The sequence below is a fragment of the Candidatus Angelobacter sp. genome (assembly GCA_035607015.1).
Classification (GTDB): domain Bacteria; phylum Verrucomicrobiota; class Verrucomicrobiia; order Limisphaerales; family AV2; genus AV2.
The window spans coordinates 1-11,659 of sequence record DATNDF010000106.1 but is presented as its reverse complement, the minus strand read 5'-3'; the positions used below and the strand labels follow the sequence as shown (position 1 = coordinate 11,659).

The window sequence follows — 11,659 nt, the reverse complement described above, 5'->3', positions numbered from 1 at the left end:
TGAATTCGTATGCGGCCCTGCGTGCCGGTGATGATGGCTTCCTGAGCCGTGTCCAAACGAATCGCGGTGTGCAGGACCGCCAATTCGCCTCCACGATGCGTGAGAATCATCGCCGCTTCTTCGTCAACGCCGGTCGCGCCGAGATTTGCCGCGCTGACGATCCGCGTTGGCGGGCCAAAAAGCAGCGATGCCATCGACACCGGGTACACGCCAACGTCCAGCAATGCGCCGCCGCCGAATTCCGGTCCGAACAATCGTGGTTCGTCCCGATGCCCGGCGCGAAAGCCGAAGTCGGCGGTCAACTGGCGCGCCTCGCCGATAGCGCCGGACGCCAGCAGCCAGCGTAGTTTATCCATAAGTGGAAAGCAGCGCGTCCACATCGCCTCCATGAGAAACAGCTTGCGCTCGCGAGCGAGGCCGATGACATCGCGCGCCTGGGCCACGTTGATGGTAAATGGCTTTTCGCACAGCACCGCTTTGCCGGCATTGAGCGCGAGACGCGAGTTCCCGGCGTGACAGGAATGCGGTGTGGCAACGTAAATCACCTCGATTTGTGGATCGTTGACCAGTTCCGCGTAGCTTCCGTAACGGCGCGGGATCCCGAATTCATCGGCAAAACGTTGTGCGGAGTCAGAAGAGCGGGAACCTACGGCGCCCAATTCAGCGCCCGGCAAATGGCGCAGGGCAGCGGCAAACTGGTGGGCGATCTTGCCCGTGCCAAGAATTCCCCAGAGAATGCGATTGTTCATTGGCCCGTGGTGTCGCTCGACCCGAAGTTATTGTCCAGCGCGTTCGACTTGTGAGGAAATCGATTAAAGAGCGCGGAGTGAGATTGACGAAACGGAAGGAATTGAAGGAGCAGTCGAAGATGATTGCGACAGGAGAGGGAGATTATTCAGCTTTTCGGCAGCTTGAACTTCTTGTTCTGGCTCAGGAATTTCAGCGGGTTCTGATAAATCACCTTGTCGATGTCCTCGGCACTCCAGTTGCGGCGTTTCATTTCGAGCGCGGCGTAAGGGACATTGAGCGGGACGCTCACGCCCCAGTCGCAGGCGCTGTTCAACCAGAGCCGTTCGTTGCCGAAATTCTGCAGCATATCCACGGCGCGCGCGGGCGAACATTTCGATTCCGGATACAGCGTCATGCCGGCCCAGAACCCGGCATCGAGCGCGAGTTTGATGGTGTGTTCCTCGACGTGATCGATGATAACGCGCTCGGGCCGGATGCGTTTGTCGCTTTTGATCGCGTCCACGATGAGGCGCGTGCCTTTGAGCTTGTCTTCGAGGTGCGGCGTGTGGACGAGGATCATCTGGCGGTGGCGCGCGGCGAGGTCAATGTGCATTTCCAGCACCTTCATTTCGTTGCGCGAATTTTTGTTCAACCCGATCTCGCCGATGCCGAGCACGTTGGGTCGGTCGAGGAATTTGGGAATGAGGGCGACGACTTCCTCGGCGAGTTTCACGTCCTCGGATTCCTTGGGATTGATGCAGAGCCAGCAGAAGTGCGGCAGTCCGAACTTCGCGGCGCGTTTCGGTTCGTAATCGGTGAGCTGGCAGAAGTAATCGTGGAAACCGTTGACGCTGCTGCGGTCGTAGCCGGCCCAGAAGGCGGGTTCACAAACGCAGGCGCACCCGGCGGTGACCATGTCAACGTAATCGTCAGTCACGCGACTGACCATGTGACCGTGTGGCTCAATATAACGCATAATAGAGTGGTTCTACCCGAACAAGCCCAGTTACAAGAAGACATGAAATACTTGTTTCACTATCAACCCGGCAGCGATTAGCACGACTCCCAAACCAATCCACTTCAACCAATGCCTTACCTTAATCCAATACAATACGAGAAGCCCTACCGAAATCGCAAAGACGGTAAGACTTTCAACGAGGTCTTTGGGAAACATCGCCCTTTCTCCGGACCTTACGATGGCGTAGCCCCCGACATAGATCACCGGAATAAACGCCAGCCAACACGCGAGTCCTTTTCGCGGCAACGCTGACAGTGAAGTTTTCATCGGACTTGGTAGCTGCTCCTGATTTTTACGTTTTTGGAGGCGCAGCGCCGACGGCTCCTTTCCCCGGCGCTTTTTCAATCGGCTCGGTCGTCGGATCACTGAAGGCGAGCAAGACTTGCCTGGCGCGCTCGGGTTTATTGCCGTCGAGTTCGCGAAGGGCCTGGTGGAAGGCATCGAGACGAAAGTCGGCCTGGCCTTCGGCGCGGTCCACGCGGTCGAGGAACGCGGCCAATTCAATAAGCTTGAAACGGGCATCCATGAAATAGTGATCGAGAACTTGCTGACGTGTCATAGGTTCTATTGTTTGCCTCAGTATAGATGGATTTCGACGGCACTCAACTATTCGCTGGCCCGTTTTGTCGCTGTGTTCCAGAAAACGTGTCTTGCTAGCAAATGAAATGGTTGAGGGATTCGCCTGCCAGGGACGTATCAGGAACAGAGCGGCACAACGCCAGCGAACACAGAGACAGAAGTGATGCCGTTGAAGTAGATGAAGCGATCCGAGTCCGGGTGTTGACTGAAAAGAATGTGATTAACCTTTGGCTCAAAGCGGGTTAGGCTGCCAGGTCCTTAAAAGATGAGCACAGAATACTCCAACGAAAACGACGCGCGACTCGGCAGACTTTTGAACGAGTGGAAACCCGACGCGGTTCTGCCTCCACGTTTTCAGGAAGGTGTCTGGCGCCGAATCGCGCAGGGCGACGATTCGACCAGGGACTGGCGGTGGACAGACCTTTTGCAACCAATTGAAGCTTGTTTCCGCCGGCCCGCCCTGGCTGTGGCGTATGTGGCGGTGCTGCTGATGGTCGGCATCGGCGCCGGTCTATTGCAGGCGCGCGAGAAGGCGTCGCAGATAGATCACGGGTTGCAGGCGCGCTATCTCCAGGCCGTTGATCCCTACCAAAAGACTCGATGAAACGAGGCGTAGCCATCCTGTTCATTGGCCTGGCGTTGGGCCTCTGCGCTTACTGCGGATTCTACTTTGCGGGCACGGCTGCGCATCGAACGATGCTTGAAAGTGACACCCCGGAACTGGCGTGGTTGAAAAGGGAATTCGATCTGAACGAAACCGAGTTTGCGCGGGTCGTCCAGTTGCATGACGCCTACAAGTCGGAATGCATGACGATGTGCCGGCGGATCGACGCGAAGAACGCCGAGTTGAAGAAATTGTTGACCAGGAGCGATACGCTCACGCCGGAGATTGAGGCGAAACTGGCCGAGGCCGGACAGCTTCGCGTCGAATGTCAGAAGAACATGCTCCGACATTTTCTGGAAGTCAGCCGAACGATGCCCCCGGAACAGGGCCGGCGTTACCTTGCCTGGGTTCAGGAGAAGACCTTCCTGCCGGAACATAAGATGCACAACCAGGGATCAGCGGCGGTTTCATCTGATGAACACGGGCACCAGTGAAAACGAGGACATCGTCGATATGGAGCGACTGGCCGCCGGCTATGACGCCGCATTGAACAACCTGATCGAACGCCACGGCGAACGACTCTTTCGTTTTCTCACACGGCTTTTACAAAATGAAAGTGATGCTGAAGATCTTGCTCAGGAGAGCTTCGTTCGAGTTTACCAGCACCGCGCCCGATTCGACAGCCGACAGAAGTTCTCCACCTGGCTTTACGCCATCGCCTCGAATCTTGCCCGTGACCGGTTTCGCTGGCGCGCGCGGCACGCGCAAGTGTCGCTGGATACCGAAAGCGAGGAAACCGGCGGCGCGCTGGCGGACAGGCTTCCCGAACAAACGGCGTCACCAAGCCAGTCAATAGAGGCGTCTGAAAGAACTGCCGCGGTACGCGAGGCGGTGGCAGCCCTGCCGGAGGATCTCCGGCTACCGCTGGTGCTGGCTGAATACGAAGAGCGTCCACAAGCGGAGATCGCGAAAATTCTCGATTGCTCGGTCAAGGCCGTGGAGATGCGTATCTACCGGGCGCGTCAGCAGTTGCGGAAGCGGTTGCAAAGTCTGTTCGCGGCGGACGCTTGAGTCAGGAGGCGTTCTTTCAACCTGCACGGTGGAGGCACTCGAGCCGTGCGCGCTTCTGAACTTCCGCCGGCAAATTGCGGGCCGCTGATGACAAAAGATGCTGAGGTTTTGGCAAGGAATGAGAGAGGGTATCAGGAAGGAGTGGCGTATTCAGAGTGTAGAAAAGATATGAACGCGGCGAACCACAACAGATACGAATTCTCGAGCGCTCCAAGTGGAGCGTGCGGTCTGTGTGCGCGGTCCGTCCCTGCTGACATATCCAACCTGGAAAGATCAAAAATGAAAACGAAAATCACCACCATCGGGCGGATCGCCGGACTCGCGGTCGCCGTTACCTTATTCACCGTTGCCGCCACTGCGGCGAACGCGCAAGAGAAGGGTGCCGCCATCCTGCTGAAACTGAACGCTCCAAATGCGACGGCAGCCACCATCGCCCCAACTTACGCACCAATGTCCTGCGCGAATTGCAAGGACACGTTTGTCGCGGTGCCCGACACCGACACTAAAGGAGCTGCAGCAAGAGTGCTCGTAACGGGTGGCCCGCCGACCAGGATTATCGCAAAGCATGCCTGCGGCAATTGTGGAAATGAATGGGTCGTCACAGGTCACGGCAAGGCCAAGGTCAGTCTGCCGGTTCACAAGTGCGCCGCCTGCGGCTGAGACCGCAATTCGCCTCGATTTGTCTCGAAGGCAACCTGTGGAGAGCGTCGCTCAGGACGCTCTCCATCTCAATGAGATGGATATGTGATTCAATTCGATGCCGGTAATATCGACGCGGGATTCGTGCAATGCGCGGTCTGCGAAAATGGTATCACCGGCGGCAGAGGGCCGTTCTGACAATGGAATGTTCGCCAGAGCCGCGAGATGCCAGTTGCTCCACCGGCCGCACCGGGCAAGCACTTTTGCGAAAGCGTGCAACTGACATGGGGTCAAGCGGCTCCGAACCGCCAGTAAATTATTTGAGTGATTTTGCCCGGCTGCGCGTATAATGTCTCGAATGTAACAAACGTTCACTTATGAAACTAACCAAACAAATCGCATCAACGGTGCTGGCAGCAACTTTTCTAGCGGCGCCTTTCGTGGGCTTCGCGGCCGACTCCGCCGACAAGAAGGCGGACAAGGCGAAACCTTACACGCTGAAGACCTGTCCCGTTTCGGACGAGAAACTGGGCGGCGACATGGGCGATCCGTATGTGTTCACGTACCAGGGCCGCGAAATCAAACTCTGCTGCAAGGATTGCAAGAAGGATTTCGACAAGAACCCCAAGAAGTACGTGAAGAAAATCGAGGACGCTGAAAAGAAAGCCGCAAAAAAGTAGGCCTTGGTCATCCATTGAGCCAATTCAAACGTCCGCCGTGAAAACATTGTTTGCCATCCTGCTCAGTGTCCTGCTGCCGGGAGCGCAAGTCGTTTTCACGGCGGATGCGCGTTGCCCGGTTCAACCCGCCAAAGCCAGATGCGCCTGCCCGCACTGTCCCAAGGCCGGTTGTTGCGTTACTCGGTCCGCGCCCGCTCCCAAACCGCTTTCCGTACCTCCGGTTCAGGGTGGCTCACATCAGCCGCTCCTGACTCCCGCCGCTGAGTTTCAATTGATCGGACCGTCGCCCGCAGTCACTCAAACGGCCTCGCTTTTTTTCGCCACCCTGCCGGGCGCTGCCGTCCCGCTTTACCAGCGGAATTGCAGTTTCCTCCTCTGATCCTCTCCTTCCGACGCCCGTAGTGTGCCTTGATCCGGCGCGCTGCGGCTTCATTCGCATCGACCGTCCGCATTGTGCCCGGCTGCGGACACGGTGCATTTCAAATGCAGTCCGGGCGAAATCTCCACGTAAAACGCGATGAACAATTATTTGATCCTACCGGACTGGCGAACGCCCCGAGCTGGCGTTTCGGGATCCCGCAGGGCGGCCCGTTGGGCCCGGAGAGATCCTGTCGAATCCGATGCCCTTTTGAACCGCTTGCTCTTGCTTGGCAATCGGGAGCCAAAAAAAGAGCAGTACCGGCCAATTGGAGAGAAGAGGCGGCGCGAACCATCGGGTAAGAATACCGTGTCCTTCATCCGGGGGACGCACGGCGATCCATCTGCCGCAGACTGCATGAACGAAGTGAAAGCAAAAGCGCCGCGCCAGATCATGAGACTTTGCATCCATCGAGCCGCCTGGTCGGCGGCAGTGGGAGCCGCCATCATCGCCGTTGGTTGTCGTGGCGTCCCGACCAGGACCGAACGCGTCGCGCGTCAGGATTTCCACGAAGTGGCCGAACGCTATCGGCCCGACGGCAAACCACCGGTGCTTCCGGAACTCAAGCCGGCCTCCCCTTTTAGCAATTACCTGATGTACGCGATGTTGAACAGCCCGCGCGTTCAGGCGGCCTACTACGACTGGGCGGCGTCCGTCGAGCGCATCACCGTGGAACGTTCATTGCCAGATCCAAAACTCACGTTCGAGTCCGATATCGCCGACGTAGTAATGACCGTGATGCCGGGTCTCATGCAGGATTTTCCGGGCCCGGGCAAATTGAAGGCGCGCGGCAACATGGCAGCTGCGGTGAGCCGGACCAGGTATTCTGCTTTTGAGGCCGCCGTGCTCCAGTCGGCTTTTGAGTTGAAGCGAAGTTTTCTCGAATTGCATTTTTTGGATGAACGCCTCCGAATCAACCGCGAGAACGCCAGGCTTCTTGGCAACCTGGAAAGCATCGCTCGGGCGCAGAACGAAACAGGCAAAGTCACTTTGCAGGACGTGCTCCGCGCACAACTCGAACGCGACCGGCTGAACAACGAAATCACCAACGTCGAGGACTCCCGCCGTCCGATGCTGGTCCGATTCAAAGCTGCGCTTGGCATGCCGCATGACCGGCCGGACCCTCCCGTGCCCGAGAGCCTTGAGTCTTCCACTTCGGACCCGGACCCGGACGAATTGCTGAAAACGGCGTTTGCGCGCAATCCACGACTGAAGGCGATGGAAGGGGAGGTGCGCGCGGCGCAAGCGGCAATCGGTGTGGCCACCAAAGAGAAGGTGCCGGATTTCAGCCTCGGATTGATGGCGGACGTCCAGGCTTCGCCAACAATATTTCGTCCGCTGGCCAGCGTCAGCCTGCCCATCTGGCGCAAAAAGATTGCCGCCGAAATCGCGCAGGCCGAGGCAGCTGAACTGGCGGCACGGTCGCGGCTCACCGCCGAACAGATCAGTCTCACGGTCGAATTTGCGGAGAAATCATTCATGTATCGCGAGATCAACCGCGAACTGGCGCTGCTGCAAAACCAGCTCATCCCAAAAGCAAAGCAATCACTTGAGATCGCGCGCACCGGTTACCTTTCGGGCACCATCGATTTCTTCAATCTCATCGATGCCGAACGGACCTTGCTCAACTTCGGGCTTGCGGAGATCGAAGCCCGGACACGCCGGGAAATCGTACTGGCCGAAATGTCATTGATGATTGCCGGGGTGCCGCCCGAAGGCGCGCCGGTGTTGTCAGCGTCGAATCCCACTTTAGCACCTTAGAACTGTCATGAAAACCAATCTGAAACTTGTCTTTGGCTTGCTGCTGCTCGTTGCCGCTGCCGGGATTTTCCTCGCTGGCTGCTCCAAACGCGACGGCGGCGGCGATACCGCCACCAGAAATCTTTACACCTGCGGCATGCACCCTCAGGTCATTCAGGATCATCCCGGCAATTGTCCGATCTGTGGCATGAAGCTTACGCGAGTCCGCAAACAACCGGGCGACGATGCGAACACAAAATCGGGCGCCGGAACCGCCCAGCGCGCGGTCAAGTATTACAAGTCCACCATGACTCCTGGAGAAATCAGTCAACAACCCGGCAAGGACAGCATGGGCATGGAAATGGTGCCGGTTTACGAAGACCAGGCTGCGGCGGCGGAATCCTCCGTCATCGCGGTGGATCCGGTCACGATTCAAACGATGGGCATTCGGACGAGCGAAGTAATGCGCGGCCCGCTACGGCGAACGGTGCGAACCGTCGCAACGATTGATCACAGTGAAGCAGCCATGGTGGACGTGACGACCAAATTCAAGGGCTGGGTCGAGAAACTGTATGTGGACACCACGGGCCAGCAGGTGCATCGCGGCGATCCGCTGTTTGAAATCTATTCACCAGAACTCTACAGCGCGGAGGTCGAATACCTGCTCTCTTTGAATCAAAATTCCGAATCCGCTCCCGGCGCCGCCGCGCTGCACGAAACCGCCGCCACCAAGTTAAAGTTCCTGGACATTTCCGCCGGGCAAATTGCGGAACTGGAAAAAACACGGCGGCCGCGCAAGACCTTGCAGGTCACCGCGCCGATCAACGGTTACGTGATGGAGAAAATGGTGGTCGAGGGTCAAATGGTGGATGCGGGGATGAAACTGTATCGGTTGGTCAACCACGACACCGTCTGGGTGCAGGCCCAGATTTTTGAACAGGACATTCCGTTTATCCGGCCCGGTCAGGAAGCGGCGGTCACCCTCGGGTCGTGGCCCGGCTTGAGCTTCCGCGGCCGGGTCGCCTTCATCTATCCGACGCTGGATGAGAAAACCCGCACCGCGACGGTCCGCATAGAAATTCATAATCCCGGTCATCTATTGAAACCGGGCATGTTCGCGACCGTCACCTTCACGGCTGAAATCAAACCCTCCACTCTGCTGGTGCCGGATTCGGCGGTGTTGCGCGGTGGTCAGCGGAATATCGTCTTTGTCGCGCTCGACGGCGGCAAATTCGAACCGCGCACCGTATCGCTCGGGCCGTCCTCGGAAAACGACGCCTACGAAGTGCTCGACGGACTACGCGAAGGGGAACGGGTGGTGACCTCCGGGCAGTTCATGCTCGATTCCGAAAGCCAGCTTCGCGAAGCAATCCAAAAGATGCGTGAACCGCATGCGCCGCCACCGATGGAGCAAACCGGCGCCACCAACCTTCCCGGCCCCACCCGGGAAACGACCACTCAGGCCACTGCAAAAAACACGAAGCTCGTTTACCTGTGTCCGATGCCGGAACATGTTTCGATCGAATACGATCACCCCGGAATTTGCCCGATCTGCGGCATGACGCTGGTGCCGGTTTCATCTGAATTGCTCGCGAAGATTTATCCGGGCGGAACTCTGCTCTACTACACCTGCCCCATGGCGGAACACAGCGACGTACATTCGGAGAAGCCGGGCAAATGTCCGCGGTGTGGCATGACCCTTTTTCCGTTTATGGCACCGCCACAATCGAACGATGCCACCACCAACGTCCACTCCGCCTCGATGCCTGTCACGCTTTACACGTGCCCAATGGCTGTTCATGCCGATGTCGTTTCCGACAAACCGGGCAAGTGCCCCAAATGCGGAATGGACCTCGTCCTGGCTACGACCGTGAAGCACGCAAAACTGGCCGAGGAAAACTGGCGCAAGCAACATCCACCCGGCAAATCTCCCGCAGTCCTGCACCAGCATTGAAAAGGCGTCTTCATGCTTCAACGCATCATTGATTTCTCGCTGAGAAACAAATTCATCGTCGTGCTCGTCACGATCGCGGCGGTGCTCGGGGGAGTTTATTCGGTCCGCAACGTCCCGCTGGATGCCATCCCCGATCTCTCGGACGTGCAGGTGATCATCTATACTCAGTGGGAGGGACAGGCGCCCAACATCGTCCAGGATCAGGTCACCTACCCCATCAGCACGAAAATGCTCTCGGTGCCGCACTCGAAAGTTGTGCGCGGCTATTCGTTTTACGGGTTCTCATTCGTTTATGTGATCTTCGAGGACGGCACGGATCCCTACTGGGCACGCAGCCGCGTGTTGGAATACCTCAGCGGCCTGAGCAGCCAGTTGCCCAAAGGCGTTACGCCCACACTCGGTCCCGATGCAACGGGCGTCGGCTGGGCGTTCATGTATTCCATCAACTCTACCAACCGCGACCTTTGGGAACTGCGCTCCATGCAGGACTGGTATTTGAAATACCAACTCACCGCCGTCGAAGGCGTCTCTGAAGTCGCGTCGGTCGGCGGCTTCGTGAAACAGTATCAGATCACGGTCGATCCCACGAAGTTGCGCGCCTACAACCTTTCACTCAAGGAACTCAGCATGGCCGTCGAGCGCAGCAACGGTGAAACCGGCGGGCGTTCGCTCGAACTTTCCGAGCGCGAATACATCCTGCGCGTAAAGGGCTACGTCCAACAACTCGACGATCTGCGCAAAGTTGCGGTGGGCGTCGGCACGAATGGTGTTCCGATCCTCCTTCGCGACGTGGCCACGGTGCAGCTTGGGCCGGACATGCGGCGCGGCATCGCGGAACTCAACGGCGAAGGCGAAACCGTGGGCGGCATCGTCGTCGTGCGCTACGGCGCCAATGCCTACCGGGTCATTCAGCACGTGAAGAAACGCCTCGACCAGGCGATGAAAGCTCTCCCGACCGACGTGAACTACACAGTCGCTTACGACCGCACGGCGCTCATTGATCGCGCCGTCAAGACGCTGGAGGAAAAACTGCTCGAGGAAAGCATCGTCGTGGCGCTGGTGTGCCTTGCCTTCTTGCTGCACCTGCGCAGCGCGTTCGTCGCGATCCTTATTCTGCCTGTCGCAGTGTTGATTTCGTTCATGGTCATGTTCGGACAGGGAATCAGCTCGAACATTATGTCGCTCGGGGGCATCGCCATTGCCATCGGTGCGATGGTGGATGCCGTCATCATCATGATCGAGAACGCGCACAAACACCTGGAGCGCGACCAGGGCAAGAAGCCGCACTGGCAGATCATTCGGGACGCGGCGGTCGAAGTTGGACCGACACTCTTCTATTCGCTGCTCGTCATTACCGTTTCATTTCTGCCGGTGTTCACCCTGCAGGAACAGGAGGGCCGGCTGTTCAAGCCGCTCGCTTTCACGAAGACCTATTCCATGGCTGCTGCGGCCATTCTTTCCATCACGCTCGCGCCAATTTTGATGGGCTGGTTTATTCGCGGCAAAATTCCGAAAGAGGAAAAAAACCCGATCAACCGGTTTCTAACATGGCTTTACCATCCGGTGATCGATTTGGTCATCAAATGGCGGTGGCTGGTTGTTATCACCGCCGCGCTCGTTGTGACCTGGGTGTTCCTCCCATGGAACCTGATCGTCGCGAAAGCCCTGCCAGATGGCCGGCTCAAGTCGGTGGCGCAGAGAGCTGGAAGATTTTTCCCGTACCAGAACATCGGGTCCGAGTTCATGCCTCCGCTTTACGAAGGCGACCTGCTTTACATGCCAACGACATTTCCCGGTGTTTCGCCCACGAAGGCGCGCGAAATCATCCAGGTGACCGATCGGATCATCAAAACCTTTCCTGAAGTTGAAAACGTTTTCGGGAAAATCGGACGAGCCGACACCGCCACAGACCCGGCGCCGATGGACATGGTCGAAACCACCATCCGGCTCAAACCGGAGGAACAATGGCCTGCCGTGGATATCAAGGACGACTCCGGGAGTGTCGTCGCCCATCGGCGGAGAACGGCGGACGAGCTGGAGAACGCGATGAATTCTGCGGTGCAGATTCCCGGCCTGAACAATCTATGGACCATGCCGGTCAAGACGCGGATCGACATGCTCTCCACCGGTATCAAGTCGCCAGTCGGCATCAAAGTCGGCGGACCCGATCTCGCCGTCCTGGAACGAATCGGCACCGAAATTGAAGCCGTGGTGCGCGGTGTTCCAG

At 57.9% G+C, this 11,659-nt stretch carries 12 protein-coding genes; 9 read left to right on the top strand and 3 right to left on the bottom strand.

Annotated features, from left to right (window positions below):
* The 3 genes from VN887_04395 to VN887_04385 form a co-directional block, all read right to left on the bottom strand.
* A partial coding sequence (locus tag VN887_04395; GenBank protein HXT39246.1) for a Gfo/Idh/MocA family oxidoreductase occupies nt 1-749 on the bottom strand: 749 nt, incomplete at its 3' end.
* Nucleotides 750-895: 146 nt separating this feature from the next.
* Nucleotides 896-1,705: a TatD family hydrolase gene (locus VN887_04390; protein HXT39245.1), complete on the bottom strand. Its 810-nt coding sequence runs from the start codon at nt 1,703-1,705 to the stop codon at nt 896-898.
* A gap of 334 nt (nt 1,706-2,039) precedes the next feature.
* On the bottom strand, nt 2,040-2,306 hold the full coding sequence (locus VN887_04385; protein ID HXT39244.1) for a hypothetical protein: 267 nt from the start codon (nt 2,304-2,306) through the stop codon (nt 2,040-2,042).
* A 285-nt stretch (nt 2,307-2,591) separates the two neighbouring features.
* Here VN887_04385 and VN887_04380 point away from each other — a divergent pair, with 285 nt between their 5' ends.
* The 9 genes from VN887_04380 to VN887_04340 all read left to right on the top strand — a co-directional run.
* The gene (locus tag VN887_04380) at nt 2,592-2,930 is read left to right on the top strand and encodes a hypothetical protein (GenBank protein HXT39243.1); all 339 of its coding nucleotides are present in this window, start codon (nt 2,592-2,594) and stop codon (nt 2,928-2,930) included.
* Nucleotides 2,927-3,424: a periplasmic heavy metal sensor gene (locus tag VN887_04375; protein HXT39242.1), complete on the top strand. Its 498-nt coding sequence runs from the start codon at nt 2,927-2,929 to the stop codon at nt 3,422-3,424. The genes VN887_04380 and VN887_04375 overlap by 4 nt, the downstream gene beginning before the upstream one ends.
* Complete coding sequence (locus tag VN887_04370) at nt 3,405-4,001, top strand: sigma-70 family RNA polymerase sigma factor (GenBank protein ID HXT39241.1); 597 nt, start codon at nt 3,405-3,407, stop codon at nt 3,999-4,001. The genes VN887_04375 and VN887_04370 overlap by 20 nt, the downstream gene beginning before the upstream one ends.
* 279 nt (nt 4,002-4,280) lie before the next feature.
* The gene (locus tag VN887_04365) at nt 4,281-4,661 is read left to right on the top strand and encodes a hypothetical protein (GenBank protein HXT39240.1); all 381 of its coding nucleotides are present in this window, start codon (nt 4,281-4,283) and stop codon (nt 4,659-4,661) included.
* 356 nt (nt 4,662-5,017) lie between these two features.
* The gene (locus VN887_04360) at nt 5,018-5,320 is read left to right on the top strand and encodes a hypothetical protein (protein HXT39239.1); all 303 of its coding nucleotides are present in this window, start codon (nt 5,018-5,020) and stop codon (nt 5,318-5,320) included.
* 37 nt (nt 5,321-5,357) lie between these two features.
* Nucleotides 5,358-5,699, top strand: coding sequence for a hypothetical protein (locus VN887_04355; GenBank protein HXT39238.1), 342 nt, complete (start codon nt 5,358-5,360; stop codon nt 5,697-5,699).
* A 396-nt stretch (nt 5,700-6,095) separates the two neighbouring features.
* Nucleotides 6,096-7,499, top strand: a complete 1,404-nt coding sequence (locus VN887_04350) for a TolC family protein (GenBank protein ID HXT39237.1) — start codon at nt 6,096-6,098, stop codon at nt 7,497-7,499.
* Between the two features lie 7 nt (nt 7,500-7,506).
* A complete protein-coding gene (locus tag VN887_04345; GenBank protein HXT39236.1) occupies nt 7,507-9,432 on the top strand; it encodes an efflux RND transporter periplasmic adaptor subunit in 1,926 nt (641 codons plus the stop codon).
* Between the two features lie 12 nt (nt 9,433-9,444).
* A partial coding sequence (locus VN887_04340; GenBank protein HXT39235.1) for an efflux RND transporter permease subunit occupies nt 9,445-11,659 on the top strand: 2,215 nt, incomplete at its 3' end.

Excerpts from the sequence above, each read along its gene's own strand:
- VN887_04390 (HXT39245.1), bottom strand. The coding sequence starts at position 1,705 with ATGCGTTATATTGAGCCACACGGTCACATGGTCAGTCGCGTGACTGAC.
- VN887_04385 (HXT39244.1), bottom strand. The coding sequence starts at position 2,306 with ATGACACGTCAGCAAGTTCTCGATCACTATTTCATGGATGCCCGTTTC.
- VN887_04380 (HXT39243.1), top strand. The coding sequence starts at position 2,592 with ATGAGCACAGAATACTCCAACGAAAACGACGCGCGACTCGGCAGACTT.
- VN887_04375 (HXT39242.1), top strand. The coding sequence starts at position 2,927 with ATGAAACGAGGCGTAGCCATCCTGTTCATTGGCCTGGCGTTGGGCCTC.
- VN887_04370 (HXT39241.1), top strand. The coding sequence starts at position 3,405 with ATGAACACGGGCACCAGTGAAAACGAGGACATCGTCGATATGGAGCGA.
- VN887_04365 (HXT39240.1), top strand. The coding sequence starts at position 4,281 with ATGAAAACGAAAATCACCACCATCGGGCGGATCGCCGGACTCGCGGTC.
- VN887_04360 (HXT39239.1), top strand. The coding sequence starts at position 5,018 with ATGAAACTAACCAAACAAATCGCATCAACGGTGCTGGCAGCAACTTTT.
- VN887_04350 (HXT39237.1), top strand. The coding sequence starts at position 6,096 with ATGAACGAAGTGAAAGCAAAAGCGCCGCGCCAGATCATGAGACTTTGC.
- VN887_04345 (HXT39236.1), top strand. The coding sequence starts at position 7,507 with ATGAAAACCAATCTGAAACTTGTCTTTGGCTTGCTGCTGCTCGTTGCC.